The sequence below is a fragment of the Gammaproteobacteria bacterium genome, from assembly GCA_034522055.1.
Taxonomy (GTDB): Bacteria; Pseudomonadota; Gammaproteobacteria; order JAABTG01; family JAABTG01; genus JAABTG01.
In genome coordinates, this window is sequence record JAXHLS010000002.1 from 2,861,667 (window position 1) to 2,876,085 (window position 14,419).

General features: G+C 63.9%; 12 protein-coding genes. 7 read left to right on the top strand and 5 right to left on the bottom strand.

Annotated features, from left to right (window positions below; genetic code table 11):
* Positions 1-183 precede the first annotated feature (183 nt).
* Positions 184-612, top strand: a complete 429-nt coding sequence (locus U5S82_13775) for a glycine zipper 2TM domain-containing protein (protein MDZ7752698.1) — start codon at positions 184-186, stop codon at positions 610-612.
* 198 nt (positions 613-810) lie between these two features.
* Here the strand turns inward: U5S82_13775 and U5S82_13780 are convergent.
* Together U5S82_13780 and U5S82_13785 are read right to left on the bottom strand one after the other, a co-directional pair.
* A protein-coding gene (locus U5S82_13780) for an ISNCY family transposase (protein MDZ7752699.1) occupies positions 811-2,312 on the bottom strand; the annotation gives its coding sequence in 2 pieces (ribosomal slippage) (positions 811-1,832 and positions 1,832-2,312; 1,503 coding nt in all).
* Between the two features lie 279 nt (positions 2,313-2,591).
* Positions 2,592-2,954 (bottom strand): arsenate reductase, encoded by a 363-nt coding sequence (locus U5S82_13785; GenBank protein MDZ7752700.1) that lies wholly within the window; start codon positions 2,952-2,954, stop codon positions 2,592-2,594.
* 237 nt (positions 2,955-3,191) lie between these two features.
* Between U5S82_13785 and U5S82_13790 the strand changes: the two genes are divergently transcribed.
* Complete coding sequence (locus U5S82_13790; GenBank protein MDZ7752701.1) at positions 3,192-3,740, top strand: HU family DNA-binding protein; 549 nt, start codon at positions 3,192-3,194, stop codon at positions 3,738-3,740.
* 83 nt (positions 3,741-3,823) lie between these two features.
* On the opposite strand, the gene dapD is transcribed toward U5S82_13790, so the two are convergent.
* Positions 3,824-4,645 carry a 2,3,4,5-tetrahydropyridine-2,6-dicarboxylate N-succinyltransferase gene (gene dapD / locus U5S82_13795; protein ID MDZ7752702.1) on the bottom strand — a complete coding sequence of 274 codons (822 nt, stop codon included), beginning with the start codon at positions 4,643-4,645 and terminating at the stop codon, positions 3,824-3,826.
* Positions 4,646-4,721: 76 nt separating this feature from the next.
* A complete protein-coding gene (gene dapC, locus U5S82_13800) occupies positions 4,722-5,921 on the bottom strand; it encodes a succinyldiaminopimelate transaminase (protein MDZ7752703.1) in 1,200 nt (399 codons plus the stop codon).
* 96 nt (positions 5,922-6,017) lie between these two features.
* Here dapC and U5S82_13805 point away from each other — a divergent pair, with 96 nt between their 5' ends.
* Complete coding sequence (locus tag U5S82_13805; GenBank protein MDZ7752704.1) at positions 6,018-6,401, top strand: VOC family protein; 384 nt, start codon at positions 6,018-6,020, stop codon at positions 6,399-6,401.
* A 21-nt stretch (positions 6,402-6,422) separates the two neighbouring features.
* Here U5S82_13805 and queG read toward each other — a convergent pair whose 3' ends face one another.
* Positions 6,423-7,496 carry a tRNA epoxyqueuosine(34) reductase QueG gene (gene queG / locus U5S82_13810; protein MDZ7752705.1) on the bottom strand — a complete coding sequence of 358 codons (1,074 nt, stop codon included), beginning with the start codon at positions 7,494-7,496 and terminating at the stop codon, positions 6,423-6,425.
* A 360-nt stretch (positions 7,497-7,856) separates the two neighbouring features.
* Here queG and leuD point away from each other — a divergent pair, with 360 nt between their 5' ends.
* The 4 genes from leuD to U5S82_13830 all read left to right on the top strand — a co-directional run bounded on the left by leuD (position 7,857) and on the right by U5S82_13830 (position 14,396).
* Positions 7,857-8,507: a 3-isopropylmalate dehydratase small subunit gene (gene leuD, locus U5S82_13815; GenBank protein ID MDZ7752706.1), complete on the top strand. Its 651-nt coding sequence runs from the start codon at positions 7,857-7,859 to the stop codon at positions 8,505-8,507.
* Positions 8,504-9,583, top strand: coding sequence for a 3-isopropylmalate dehydrogenase (leuB, locus tag U5S82_13820; protein ID MDZ7752707.1), 1,080 nt, complete (start codon positions 8,504-8,506; stop codon positions 9,581-9,583). Before leuD ends, leuB begins: the two co-directional genes overlap by 4 nt.
* 19 nt (positions 9,584-9,602) lie before the next feature.
* Positions 9,603-10,715, top strand: coding sequence for an aspartate-semialdehyde dehydrogenase (gene asd, locus U5S82_13825; protein ID MDZ7752708.1), 1,113 nt, complete (start codon positions 9,603-9,605; stop codon positions 10,713-10,715).
* Between the two features lie 288 nt (positions 10,716-11,003).
* A complete protein-coding gene (locus U5S82_13830) occupies positions 11,004-14,396 on the top strand; it encodes a FimV/HubP family polar landmark protein (protein MDZ7752709.1) in 3,393 nt (1,130 codons plus the stop codon).
* Positions 14,397-14,419 lie beyond the last annotated feature (23 nt).

Genomic DNA, 14,419 nt, shown 5'->3' on the forward strand with positions numbered 1-14,419 from the left:
CGGTCCCATTGTCCAGTTTTGAAGTATCCTCGTGCGTCTTACTATAGGTCGAACGGCGGGCGAATTGCGGGGTGTGGGTTTGCAGGCCGCGGCGCTACTGCCTTCTCACTTTCCATACATACCATCGTCGTCCCCGGGACGGCGGCAACCCCAAGGGTTCATGCCATGAAACGAATACTAGCAATGTCGATGATCGCGAGCCTGGTGCTGGTGAGCGGATGCCAGACTCGCAATGAGAACACCGGAACGGTCGTGGGCGGCGTCCTCGGTGGCGTGCTGGGTTCCCAGGTGGGCGGAGGCTCGGGGCGTGATGTGGCCATGGTGGCCGGTGCCATCGCCGGCGCTCTCATCGGCGGCAGTGTGGGACGCTCCATGGATGAGAGTGATCGCCGGCGTACCCAACAGACCCTGGAAACCGCGCCTACCGGCCGCACCGTGGCCTGGGAGAACCCGGATCACAATACAGCCTATAAGATGACGCCCGAGCGCACTTACGATACCGCCAGCGGGCCGTGTCGGGATTATTCCATGGATGCCTGGATCGACGGTCGCAAGGAGACCGTCACGGGTACGGCATGCAGGCAGAGTGACGGCACTTGGAAGACTATGTGATGTACTTAGTGCCTGCACGAAAACCCGTATTTCCCGGCAAATTCCCAGCGTGACACTCAGGTACTGATGGCCGGTGTTCCACCTTGGCGACTGTTTTGAGATGCGTGGCGTCATCCAATGCGAATGCTTCGCATTGATGGTGATGTGCAGACGCTCCTCTCCTGTCCGCGTGGCGCGGTATCGGCTTCGGAGCGCTGCTCAGGCAGCCTTTCGGTAGGGGCCGCGCCTTCGCCGCTCCCGCTCTTGTTCTTGCTGACGCAGCAGCGCGCCAAGGCGGTGAATGTTGCGTGCGAGCACGGCCAGCGCCACATAGCGCTTGAAGCCCTCGATGCCGTGGTCCGGACACTTGTCCAGACCATGAACCTCCAGGGCATTGATGGCCGACTCCACCGCCGAATGGCGATGGCGCAGGCGCAGAAATTCCTCATCACTCTCGCGCACCTTGTCGGCCTGAGAGAGACGACCCTTCTTCGGCAGGACCACCCGCTCCAGACGCTCAGCCAAGGCCGCCTGGTTGGCTGGACTGTGGAAGCCCTTGTCCATGCTAACAGCGCGCAGTGGCGCAAATCGCTCCTTCGTCTCCTCAACCATCGGCACGGCCACCTGATCATCGGTGCACATCTGCATCACCTGGTGGTGCAGGATGAAACGGTCGCTGTCCTCCATCACGCACACCCGCAACCCCAACTCCACCGGCACCCCGGCCTTGCCCTTGCTGATCCACTCGGTGTGGGGCTCGAACAACGAGAAGACCTTCTCATTGTGGGGGATGCGCTCGCCCTGGAGCACGCGGCGGCGGATCTGATCGATCTGCCGATTGGCGTGGGTCATGAATTCATCAAGCTCGCGCAGCAGCCCCTCGCTCAGCGCACAGGAGGCCGGCACTTTCTGGCGGATCTGCTCGGCACGGGTCAGGTGGTCCTCGGCCAGTTCCAGGTAGGTGCCGTGGGCCTCGGCGATATCCTGCAGTTTGGCTTGACGCTTGTCTTCGTCCTTGGAGGTGGAGTGTTTGAGCCGCTGGACGATTCGGTACTGGCGCTTAAACTGGCGCTGATGGTGGGCATGCTGACGCCAACCGGGCAGCGCGTGGAGTTCGGCCAGTTCGGTGCTCAAATCGATGACCTTACGGATGGCGTCGAGCAGCAAGTTGATGTCGGTGGGGAAATGCACATCGGTCTCCACCACGAACGAGTCACAGCGCCCGACGAGCCCTTCTTCTAGGTTTTTTTTAGCGCCTTGTGCCCCGCACGCACCACCTCTTGATTGATCCGGTCCAGGAGCTCCGGGGTGAACAGGCGCAGATTATCCCGTAGCGTCTGCATCGGGTAGAGATAGGTGTCGGTCCAGTCGCCGTGCCCGAGGAACTGGCGGATCGTGTTGTGCTCGTTGGCCAGTTCCCGGACCCTGTCGTAGTCGGCACTGAGCCCCAGGCGCAGTACGCCAAGCACCAGGATCTTCCACTGCGACATCCCCGGCCGACCGGCGTTAGGGGCCACCAGGACATTTTCTGCCTCGCTATCACGTACCGGGCGCACCTCTTCAAGGATCGCGAAAACCCGCTCGCGCAACGCGGGCGTGGTGTAGATGTGCTGCAGTCCCCGCAGGAGCTGCGGGATGTCATCGCGCGATTTGGGATCGAGCCAAATCGCGCCGATGTCCTGCTCGCCGATCTGCATTTGCGGCTCGATCACCTTGCGCATACGAATTTCATCCTGGCGAAGATTGCGTCTCTCAAGGGCCTTGTGCGCCTGTACCGTCCGGCCCTCACCGGTTACGCCGCCATTATATCAATGCAGATCAATGCGTTACAGATTTATCTTGCAATCCAGCAAACGGAACCGTCGCATTCTTCGCGTCGCGATTATTAGCTTATGCCGTTGATCAATAAACTCTTTTGAGTTTCTCGTGCAGGCACTACTTACCTGGCTGCCGTGACCGGCGCCCGATACCTGCATGAAGGTCCGGCTGAATAACACCTGTCACGCGCCTGGTGTCTGCAGACCCAGCAGGCGACGGTAGTCCTTTTCATTGAATCCCACCTGAATCTCATCGCCGTGGCTGAGCAGCGGGCGTTTGACCAGGGTGGGGTTTCTTAACATCAGCACCGCGGCGGTATGTTCGTCGAGGTCATCGTCCTTTGGTACATCGGTGTCCTGCCATGCACGGCTGCGTTTGTTGAGCAGCTTCTGCCATCCCACCTTGGCACACCAGTCCGCGAGCAATGCCGCTGTCAGGCCCTGTTCGCGGTAATCATGAAAGGTGTAAGGAACGTGATTGGCGTCCAGCCATTTCCTCGCCTTTCTCACGCTGTCACAGTTCTTGATGCCATAAAGGGTCGTCACGTGATGCTCCGTCGTCATGGGAATAATGTAAGGCCGGGGGCAGGGTCGCGGATGAATCTTTCATCACCGGGTTGGCAACTTAAACGCATTTATCAAACGAGTTTATGATTTTTTTATCATAAGGTATTGAGTGTCAGCCACTTTGTGGCTACGCTTGTTCATGAAATAAGAACATTACGTTCTTTGATGTTACCTACACCCATCGTACAACCAGAACATTCGCAAGTGAGGGAAGTCATGGCGCGAGTCGCACCCAAGAAGGCCGCTCGAAAGAGTGCCACGAAGAAGAATGCCGCTGCCGGCCCGGCGGTGAAAAAGGCAGCCACCAAGAAGGCCGCCGTGAAAAAGGCAAGCGTGAAGAAGGTCGCACCCCAGAAGTCTGCCACCGGCGGTCTGGTTGCCAAGAAGGCCGCGGTTCGCAAGACGGCTCCGGTCAAGAAGGCGACGGCGAAGACCGCATCCCCGACCACGGCCCTTCGTGATCCCATGTCCAAGGCGCAATTGGTGACGGCGCTGGCGGAGAGCACGGGTCTTTCCAAGCAGGACGTCGGCGCCGTCCTGGGTGAACTCAACACCCTCATCGAGCGTCATGTCAAAAAACGCAGCGCAGGCCAATTCACGTTGCCGGGGCTGTTCAAGATCCGTACGGTAAAGAAGAAGGCCACCAAGGCGCGCAAGGGGCGTAACCCCTTTACCGGCGAAGAGATCATGATTGCCGCGAAGCCCGCCCGCACCAGCGTGAAGGTCATGCCGTTGAAGGGCCTGAAGGAAATGGCGGAAAAGTAGCGGCCTCCGCGCCGCATGAAAAACGCGGGCCGCGGCCCGCGTTTTTTATGTCCAGGGAGGCCGTCCGGGGGCGCGGCGATTCCTCAGATATTCCGCAGCAGCTCGTTGATGCCCACCTTGCTGCGGGTCTTCTCGTCCACCTGCTTGATGATGACGGCGCAGTAAAGGCTGTAACGGCCGTCGCTGGAAGGCAGGTTGCCCGGCACCACCACCGCCCCCGGTGGTACCTCGCCGAAGGTGACATCGCCGGTTTCGCGGTTGTAGATCTTGGTGCTCTGGCCGATGTATACGCCCATGGAGATCACCGCCCCCTCACCCACGATGACGCCCTCCACGATCTCCGAGCGCGCACCGATGAAACAGTTGTCCTCGATGATGGTGGGGTTCGCCTGCAGCGGTTCGAGCACGCCTCCGATCCCCACGCCACCCGACAGGTGTACGTTCCTGCCGATCTGGGCGCAGGATCCCACGGTGGCCCAGGTATCCACCATGGTACCGCTGTCCACGTAGGCTCCGATATTCACGTAGCAGGGCATCAATACCACGCCCTCGCCGATGTAGGCGCCGCGACGGGCCGAAGCCGGTGGCACCACGCGCACACCGGTGTCGCGGAAGTCCTTGGAATTGAAGTCGGCGTACTTGGACGGCACCTTGTCGAAGTAGTTGGTGAAACCGCCCTTCATGAATTCGTTGTCGCTCAGCCGAAAGGACAACAGCACCGCCTTCTTCAGCCATTGGTGAACGGTCCATTGACCATCCACCTTTTCGGCCACCCGCAGCTCGCCACGGTCGAGCTTCCCGAGGACGTCATCCACCGCCTCCTTGACCAGGGTGCTGGCGGAGCGGGGGGTAATGTCCGCGCGGTTCTCGAAGGCCTCTTCGATGGTTGCTCTGGCGTCTTGCATGTTGCTTTGTCTCCCTATGGTTCAGATGGGTTCACGAGGTATCGCTTTGCGGCCGGTGCCGCCGCGGGGGGCGGTATCAGAATTCGTGGGTGATGTAGTCACGAATACGGTATGCCGCCTCCACGCAGTCTTCCAATGGTGCCACCAGGGCCATGCGCACATAGCCCGCGCCGGGATTGCCCGCGGCGGTTTCCCGCGACAGATAGGAGCCGGGCAGGACGGTGACATGACGGTTGGCGAACAACCCGTGTGCGAAAACCGCATCGTCCACCGGCGTGCGCGGCCACAGGTAGAAGGCCGCGGCGGGATATTCCAATTCCATCACCGGGGCCAGGATGTCCACCACCTGCTCGAACTTGCGCCGATAATGTTCGCGGTTATCCGCCACGTGGGCTTCGTCGCACCAGGCGTGGACACTCGCCGCCTGGGTGGGTGGTGACATGGAACAACCGTGATAGGTCCGGTAGGTGAAGAATTGTTCGATGAGTCGTGGCTCGCCGGCCACGAATCCGGAACGCAGCCCCGGCAGATTGGATCGCTTGGACAGGCTGTGAAAGACGATGCAGTGTTCGAAGTCGCGGACCCCCATGGCGCTCGCCGCCTCCAGCAGGCCGGGTGGTGGCGCATCCTCGTCGCGGTAGATCTCCGAGTAGCACTCGTCCGCGGCAATGACGAAGCCGTAACGATGGGCTTTGTGAATCAGTGCCTGCAAAGTCTCCAGGGGAGTCACCGCGCCGGTGGGGTTGGCGGGGGAGCAGATATAGAGAAGATCACAGTGCCGCCATTGCTCTTCGGGCACGGCATCGTAGTCGGGAATGAAGCCGTTGGCGGCGTCGCAGTTGAGATAGACGGGTCGGGCGCCGGCCAGGATGGCCGCACCCTCGTAGATCTGGTAGAACGGATTCGGCATGAGTACCAGCGGCTCATGGCCACGCTCCACCATGACCTGGGCGAAGGCGAACAGGGCCTCGCGGGTGCCGTTCACGGGCAGCACGTGGCGCCCGGGATCCAGGCTGTCGGGGGGTAGGCCAAAGCGCCGGGTGGCCCAGCGCGCGATGGCCTCCCGGAGTTCGTCACTGCCCCGGGTGGTGGGATATGTCGCCAGGCCGTGGAGATGGGCGATCAATTCGTCCACCACGAAGGTGGGCGGCGCGTGTTTGGGTTCGCCGATGGACAGGGGAATATGAGGGAGATCGGCGGGCGGCGAGATGCCTTCCTTGAGGTGTCGCAGTCGCTCGAAGGGATAGGGCTTGAGCTGTGAGAGATCCGGGTTCATAGCGGTTGTGGAGTATATGGGATAGCGCTGCGGACCGACAGTTACGCACCGGAGGGTCCGGGGGCTTGTGGAATCGGCCATGTCATTCGGAGCATGATGGCTCCTGCTGGAGGACGGACTGTGCGAATAGACCATGTGAGCGTGGTGGTGGAGGATGTGGGAGGCGCCCTCACATTCTATGAAGGGATCCTCGGACTCGCCGTTGATCATGGGCGACCCGATCTCGGATATCCCGGGGCGTGGCTGGATGTGGGTGGGCAGCAGATCCATCTGCTCCAGGTCCCCAATCCGGACCCCATCAGCGGACGTCCCGCCCATGGCGGTCGCGACCGCCACATCGCCTTGCGGGTGGCCGATCTGGAGGGACTCGAGGACAGGCTGGAAGCGGCGGGGGTACCTTATACCCCGAGTCGGTCGGGCCGTGCCGCCCTGTTCTGCCGGGACCCCGACGGCAACGCCGTCGAACTCATCGCCGAATGATGCCGCGGCAGCGCGCAGAGGCTAATCGTCTGCGTGTCCCACCTGGCGGTCCAGCGCCCAGCGGGTATGTTCGCGCACCAGGGGGTGAGGATGTTCGAGGCGTGATCTCAGGGCCGCCGTGATGCGCGGCGACGGCGGCGCATTACCGAGGGCCACCGCGATGTTGCGCAGCCAGCGTACATGGCCGATGCGGCGGATGGGGCTGCCCTCGGTGCGTTGGAGGAATTCCGCCTCGGTCCACGCGAACAGCGCTACCAGGTCCGGATCGGCGAGTCCATGCCGGGGCCGGAAATCCGGCTCCGAGGTGGGGCTGGCGAAGCGGTTCCAGGGGCATACCAGCTGGCAATCGTCGCAGCCGTAGATGCGATTGCCCATGAGAGGGCGGAGCGCCACCGGGATGGGGCCATGATGCTCGATGGTGAGGTAGGAGATGCATAACCGGGCATCCAGCTCGTAAGGTGCCGTGATGGCCCCCGTGGGGCAGGCGCCGATGCATCGGCTACAGGTGCCGCAGTGGTCGTCCACTGGTGTATCCGTCGGCAACGCCAGGTCGGTGTAGATCTCCCCCAGGAAGAACCAGGAGCCGGCGGCGCGATCCAGGATGTTGGTGTGTTTGCCCATCCAGCCCTGGCCGGCCTTGCCCGCCAGGGGCTTCTCCAGCACCGGGGCGCTGTCCACGAACACTCGCCAGCCGTGGGCCCCCACCTCGTTTTCGATGCGCCGGGCAAGGCCCTTGAGGCGCCCGCGCATCACCTTGTGGTAGTCCCTGCCGAGGGCGTAGCGGGAGATGTAGCCCCGTTCAGCGCGGCCGAGGAGCGCGAAAGGGTCCACATCGTCCGCGGGGAGATAGTCCATGCGCACCGAGATCACGGTGATCGTGCCGGGCAGCAGTTCCGCTGGCCGGGAGCGCCTGGTGCCGTGGCGGGCCATGTACGACATGTCGCCATGGCGCCCGGCGGCCAGCCAGTCCATGAGCCGCGCCTCGTCCGCCGACAGATCGGTATCGCAGAACCCCACCCGCTGAAAGCCGAGTTCTCGGCCCCAGGAACGGATCCGCGTCGCCAGGCCGGCGGCGTCCGGGATATTCCTGTTCATGGCCGGGGTATTCCTGTTCATGGGTCGATGCAGTGGCTATGGCGGCTTAAACGTGAAGGTCGCGGAGCACGATCTCCGTCTTCCTCTGGTCGGGGAATGGGGTGAGGGAGCGTTGCGGGGCGAGGCGGCCTTTCATCTTTCTGGCGTAGGGCGCCTCGCCCCATGACCGTTGGGCGCGGGCGCTCTTTCGCCGGAGGACATTGTGACATCGCCGCGTCGATTACGGTATCCTGCGCGCCTTTTCAGGCGGATGTTTACCCTGCGGACGGTTGCGGGTGAAACCGGCGACGGGGCGGCAGGCGTCGAGCCCTCGGCGTCTTTCCGATGTCCATTACAGTTCTCTTCGAGGTGGTCGGCACAATGGAACGATTCACGAAAATGACCGGTCTGGTGGCGCCGCTGGATCGCGCCAACGTGGATACGGACGCCATCATCCCGAAGCAGTTCCTCAAGTCCATCAAGCGCACCGGTTTCGGGCCCAACCTCTTCGACGAGTGGCGCTATCTGGACCACGGGGAGCCCGGCCAGGATTGTACTGCGCGGCCGTTGAATCCCGCCTTCATCCTCAACCAGGATCGCTATCGTGGGGCCTCCATCCTGCTCGCCCGGGAGAACTTCGGTTGCGGCTCCAGCCGCGAGCACGCCCCTTGGGCCCTGATGGATTACGGTTTTCGCGTCATCATCGCACCGAGCTATGCCGACATCTTCTATAACAACAGTTTCAAGAACGGCCTGCTGCCCATCGTCCTGGAGGGGGCGCGGGTCGCCGAACTTTTCGACGAGGTGGAGCGGACGCCGGGCTACAGCCTGACGGTGGATCTCCGGCAACAGACCCTGACGACGCCCTCGGGGGTGGAGCTGGCCTTCGACATCGAGCCGTTCCGGCGCCACTGCCTGCTGGAGGGGCTGGATGAGATCGGGCTGACCCTCGAACACGCTGGCGCCATCCGGGCCTATGAGGAGCGCCGCCGTAACGAGACGCCGTGGCTGTTCACGGGGGTGGGAGAATGAGCGCGTGCCTGCTGATCCTGCCGGGTGACGGCATCGGGCCGGAGATCGTCGCCGAGGCCCGCAAGGTCCTGGACGCTTTATGTGCCGAGGGCGGCCTGGAGCTGGCGATGGAGAACGGCCTGGTGGGGGGCGCCGCCATCGACGCCGAGGGGGTCCCGCTGCCGGCGCAGACCCTGGCGGCGGCCCGGGGCGCCGACGCCATCCTCCTGGGGGCCGTGGGCGGGCCCCGCTGGGAGCACCTCGATATCGCCATGCGGCCGGAAAAGGGCCTGCTGGGCCTGCGCCGGGAACTGGGCCTGTTCGCCAATTTGCGCCCGGCCGTGCTGTACCCGCAACTGGCGGCGGCCTCGTCCCTCAAGGCCGAGGTGGTGGCGGGTCTGGACATCATGATCGTGCGCGAACTCACCGGCGGCATCTATTTCGGCCAGCCCCGCGGTATACGGACCAATGAACGGGGCGAGCGTGAGGGCTTCAACACCCTCGTCTATAGTGAAAGCGAGATCGAGCGCATCGCCCGCGCGGCCTTCGACATCGCCATGAAGCGCGGCCGCCGCCTGTGCTCGGTGGACAAGGCGAACGTGCTGGAGGCCACGGAGTTGTGGCGTGAGGTGGTGAATGGGGTGGCCGGGGATTATCCCGAGGTGACGGTGAACCATATGTATGTGGACAACGCAGCGATGCAGCTGGTGAGGGCGCCCAAGCAGTTCGACGTCATCGTCACCACCAACATGTTCGGCGATATCCTGTCCGACCAGGCAGCCATGTTGACGGGCTCCATCGGCATGCTGCCCTCCGCCTCCCTGGATGCCGTCGCCAAGGGCATGTATGAGCCCATTCACGGCTCGGCGCCGGATATCGCCGGTCAGGGAGTGGCGAATCCCCTGGCCACCATCCTTTCGGTGGCCATGATGCTGCGCTACACCCTGGGGCGGCCGGAACTGGCCGAACGGGTGGAGGCGGCGGTGAGTCGGGTGCTGGAGCAGGGCCTGCGGACGGCCGATATCGCGGCTGGGAGTGCCGGCGTCGGCACCGCCGAGATGGGCGATGCCGTGGTTGCGGCGTTGCAGGCGACATAGGCTAGATCAGGTGGTGGAGATGAAACGCATCGGTTTCGTGGGTTGGCGGGGCATGGTGGGCTCCGTTCTGATGGAGCGTATGGGGGCGGAGGACGATTTCGCGCATATCGATGAGCCCGTCTTTTTTACCACCTCCCAGGTGGGCCAGGCCGGTCCGGATATCGGCCGGTCCATCCCCCCCCTGCAGGACGCGAGTGATCTGGAGGCCCTCTCGACCCTGGATGCGGTGGTGAGCTGTCAGGGCGGCGACTATACGGCCGCTGTCTATCACAGGCTGCGGGCAGCCGGCTGGCAGGGTTACTGGATCGACGCGGCCTCCAGCCTGCGTATGGCGGACGACAGCGTCATCGTGCTGGATCCCGTCAACCGGGGCCTCGTGGACGAGGCCCTCGAGTCCGGTGTGAAGACCTTCGTGGGTGGCAACTGTACGGTGAGCCTGATGCTCATGGCCCTGGGCGGTCTTTTCGAGGAGGGGCTGGTGGAATGGGTGAGTTCCATGACCTATCAGGCGGCGTCCGGAGCCGGTGCCCGGCACATGCGGGAACTCATTACCCAGATGGGCACCCTGTGGCAGGCCTCGGAGGCGCTGCTCGAGGATCCGGCGAGCGCCATCCTGGACATCGACCGGAGTGTGGCCGAGACCATGAGGAGTGACGATTTTCCGCGCCAGGAGTTCGGCGTACCCCTGGCCGGCAGTCTCATCCCCTGGATCGATCGGGCGCTGGAGAACGGCCAGAGCCGGGAGGAATGGAAGGGCCAGGCGGAGACCAACAAGATCCTGGGGCGCGGGTCCGATCCGGTGCCTGTCGATGGTATCTGCGTGCGGGTGGGGGCGATGCGCTGCCACAGCCAGGCCTTTACCATCAAGCTTAGCCGCGATCTGCCGCTGTCCGATATCGAGACCCTCATAGAGAAGGCCAACGACTGGGTACGGGTGGTCCCCAACGAGCGTGAGATCTCCATCAGGGAACTCAGCCCGGCGGCGGTCACCGGCGGTCTGGCTATTCCGGTGGGGCGCCTGCGCAAGATGAATATGGGCAACGAGTACCTTTCGGCCTTCACGGTGGGTGACCAGTTGTTGTGGGGAGCCGCCGAGCCCTTGCGCCGCATGTTGCGGATAGTCCTGGAATGACCCACGGTTGATAGCGGGTACCCGGGGCCCTTCAGGGTGGGGTTGGAGATTTGGGGATGGATTTCGGGCCTGACTCGGAGTTGAACATACTTGAGACTTTATGAAGAAAAGGTGTTCAAATCGTTGAAATTCTGGTAAAAGCTAATGCGTAAGCTATAGTTGTCGGATAGATGCAGGGGATATAAAGAGCTTTCCCGACCGGCTGGGGGAGGGGTTGGGAGTGTGTTTGAATTCAGGCGACCCACCATGATTCTGGGCCAGCAAAAGAAACAGGTATAGGGATCCGTGATGAAACTGAGAAAGGTCCTGTTGTCGGCCAGCGTGGCCGCGATTCCCGTCAATGTTCTGGCACTCGGCCTCGGCAATGCTCAGCTTTCATCGGCGCTGAACGAGCCGTTGCAGGCCCGCATCGATCTGTACTCGGTGAAGAGTTCGGAGATCGAGGACATCAAGGCGGAGTTGGCCTCTGTGGCGGACTTCCAGAAGGCCGGACTCGAGTGGTCCAGCAACCTGTCGGAACTCCGATTCAGGGTCAACACGGGCCCCGACGGCACACCCTACATCAGCATTACCTCCCGGAAGCCCGTACGCGAGCCCTTTCTCAATTTCCTGCTCGAGGTGAACTGGCCCACGGGACGGTTGCTGCGCGAGTACACGGTGCTGCTGGATCCCCCCGTCTATGCGGACGCCATGAAGACCACGGTGCAGCCCACGGTTACGGCGGAGCCTGCCCGCGACGCCGTCACTCCGCCTGCGACGACCGCCCAGGCACCACAACGTGCGCCGGCGCAGCCCTCCGCACCACCGTCGCGTGCCGGCGGTGTGGTGCGCGATGGCCGTTACGGCCCGGTGCAGCGCAGCGAGACCCTGTGGTCCATCGCCTCTGCGGTGCGCCCGGATGCCGGTGTGAGCGTGCAGCAGGCGATGCTCGCCCTGGTGGATGCCAACCCGGACGCCTTCATCGATGGCAACGTCAATGCCCTCAAGGAGGGCCAGGTGCTGCGCATCCCGGCGCGGGACGAGATGGCGGCGCGTAGCCAGCGGGAGGCCCTGGACGAGGTCAGGCGCCAGTATGCGCGCTGGCAGGAACAACGGCTCGGGCGTGTGCCCGACCGGGCCCCGGTGGCCGGCGCGGGACGTGCCGGCGCGCCGGCGGCGGAGGTGGACGAAGATGCCCGCCTGGAGTTGGTAAGCCCGGGAAGCGGCGAGCAGGGTGCCGGTGCCGGTGGGGCCGACGCCGTCCGTGAGAGCCTGATGCTGGCGGAGGAGGAACTGGATTCCACCCAGGCCGAGAATGCCGAACTCAAATCGCGGCTGGCCGAGACGGAGGCCTTGCTGGAGGACTTCGAGCGTCTCCTGCAGTTGAAGAACGAGAACATCGCCGAACTGCAGCGCCGTTTACGGGCCGAGGATCAGGCCGCTGTAACGGAAGAGATGGCCGCGCCGGATGCCCCCGAAGAAGCGGCCGTTCCGGAACTGGCCGAGGCGGAAGTGGCGGAGACGGAGGCCGGGGAAGAAGGGAGCCTGGAGTGGCTGCTCGAGGGCGCGGCCGACGACACCGAGCCAGCGGAGGCGATCCCGGCGCCGGAGGAGGCAGCGGTGGCCCCGATGGAGGAGGAGGCCATGGCACCCGCGCCGGAAGAGCCCCCTGTCGCCGCGGAACCGCCTTCCGCCGTGGATACGGAAACGCCGTCCAAACCCGTTGCGGAGCCGTCCCCCACACCACCCAAGCGTGCCCCCATACTGCCACCGCCGGCGGCCTCCGAGCCGCCCGGTCTGCTGGATTCCCTGCCGGTGAGCCCGACCATCCTGGGCGCGGGACTGGGGGGCATCCTGTTGCTGTTGCTGGGTGGACTGTTCCTGCGCAAGAAGCGCGCCGCGGGTGAATCCCACGAGCCGGAGGCCCCGAAGGCGGAGGTGACGCCCGTGCCAGCGCCCGCCACCGAGGAAGCGCCGCCGGTAGAGGATGCCGACGCCACCGCCGAGTTCGCTGCCGAAGAGACTGTCAAGGACGACCAGACCGCTCCCGAGGCCTTCAACGATACCCTGGTGCAGCAGGCCGCGAGCCGCGACGACGATGCGTTGGACGAGGTCAACGTCTATCTCGCCTATGAGCGTTACGACCAGGCCGAGCAGTTGGTACGCAAGGCCATCGCCGCCAATCCCGAACGCGAGGCCTACCATCTCAAGCTGCTGGAGATCCATCACACCGCCAAGAACACCGAAGGCTTCAGGAAGGATGCCACCGCCCTGCAGGCCCTCGTAGGGGCCGGCGCCCCGGCCATGGCCCAGGCCATGACCTGGTGGGAGGAACTGGCGCCCGGTACCCCGTTGTTCGGGGATACCGACGGAGTCGACGAGGGGGGGCTCGAGAGTGAATTCGAGAAGACCCTGGATGGCGAACAGGTCGCTGAGTCGGGCTCACTCGACGATCTCGATTTCGATTTGTCAGATGACGATGAGGCCCAGGAGTTGGCAGAGGGCGTCGCGGCAGGCGATCAGGGTGGTGCCATGGACCTCGACTTCGACCTCGGCCTCGAGGGTGATGAAGAGGAGCCGGTCACGGCGGAGCGCTCCATGGAGGGCCTCGATCTCGAATTTGACGAAGACACCGGCCCGGCGGCCGAACAGACCGCCGAGAACGATGGCCTGGATCTGGATTTCGACCTCGGCGAGGGCGACGAAGATAAGTCTGACGGCGGGCTGGACTTCGATCTCAGCGAGGGTGATGAGGCGTCCGGCACGGCGGGGGGCGGGCTGGATCTGGACCTGGGTGAAGGTGACGAAAAGGATGCCGGGACGAGCGCCATGGAACTCGATTTCGACCTCGGCGAGGGCGATGACGATAAGGCCGAGGGTGGCCTGGACTTCGATCTCGGCGAGGGCGGCGAGGAGACCACCGGGCCGTCACCGTCGCCGGGTACTGCGGAGGTCGAGGCCGACGAGAGCACCGAGCAACTGAAGACGCCCTCGGACGATGATGGCATGAGCCTCGATTTCGATCTGGGTGAGGTGGACGAGGCGGAGACGAGCACCGCGGAACAGCCTGCTGGGGGGGCCAAGGCCGAGGCGCCGGAAGAGTCCGGCCTCGACTTCGACCTGAGTGCCGGAGACGACGCCGAGGAATCCGGACAGCGGGATGGCGTCCCCGATAGCGAGCGTCTCGATACCGTGGCCCTCGACAATCTGGATATGGACCTCGATGCCAGCACCGCTGAGGACAAACCCGTGGCGGAGGACGGCGGCGTGGACCTCGACTTGGATATCGGAGACGGTGACGAGGCCGCCACCCCGGCCGAGTCCGCAGAGGACGAGGAGGATCTCGACTTCGACTTCAGCGACTTCGACCTGCCGGAAGACGACAGTGGCGCCGGCTCGCCGAATACCACGGAGGGGGCCGCCGCGGAGGCCACGACAGAGAAACCGGAAGACGAAGACTCCGAGATCGACTTCGACCTGGATCTGGGTTTCGACGACGACGATGAGCCGGCCCAGACCCTGGGCCTCGGCGGTGAGATGGGAGGTGAGCCCGACGAGGTGGGTACCAAGCTCGATCTCGCCCAGGCCTACATCGACATGGGCAACGCCGATGGGGCTCGCACCATCCTTTCCGAGGTGCTGAACGAGGGCGACGAGACTCAGAAGACGGAGGCCCAGACCCTCCTCGACAAGCTGGATTGATGGGGCTTCACCGCCTCGCGGGA

Excerpts from the sequence above, each read along its gene's own strand:
- U5S82_13775 (MDZ7752698.1), top strand. The coding sequence starts at position 184 with ATGTCGATGATCGCGAGCCTGGTGCTGGTGAGCGGATGCCAGACTCGC.
- U5S82_13790 (MDZ7752701.1), top strand. The coding sequence starts at position 3,192 with ATGGCGCGAGTCGCACCCAAGAAGGCCGCTCGAAAGAGTGCCACGAAG.
- dapD (MDZ7752702.1), bottom strand. The coding sequence starts at position 4,645 with ATGCAAGACGCCAGAGCAACCATCGAAGAGGCCTTCGAGAACCGCGCG.
- dapC (MDZ7752703.1), bottom strand. The coding sequence starts at position 5,921 with ATGAACCCGGATCTCTCACAGCTCAAGCCCTATCCCTTCGAGCGACTG.
- U5S82_13805 (MDZ7752704.1), top strand. The coding sequence starts at position 6,018 with ATGGCTCCTGCTGGAGGACGGACTGTGCGAATAGACCATGTGAGCGTG.
- queG (MDZ7752705.1), bottom strand. The coding sequence starts at position 7,496 with ATGAACAGGAATATCCCGGACGCCGCCGGCCTGGCGACGCGGATCCGT.
- leuD (MDZ7752706.1), top strand. The coding sequence starts at position 7,857 with ATGGAACGATTCACGAAAATGACCGGTCTGGTGGCGCCGCTGGATCGC.
- leuB (MDZ7752707.1), top strand. The coding sequence starts at position 8,504 with ATGAGCGCGTGCCTGCTGATCCTGCCGGGTGACGGCATCGGGCCGGAG.
- asd (MDZ7752708.1), top strand. The coding sequence starts at position 9,603 with ATGAAACGCATCGGTTTCGTGGGTTGGCGGGGCATGGTGGGCTCCGTT.
- U5S82_13830 (MDZ7752709.1), top strand. The coding sequence starts at position 11,004 with ATGAAACTGAGAAAGGTCCTGTTGTCGGCCAGCGTGGCCGCGATTCCC.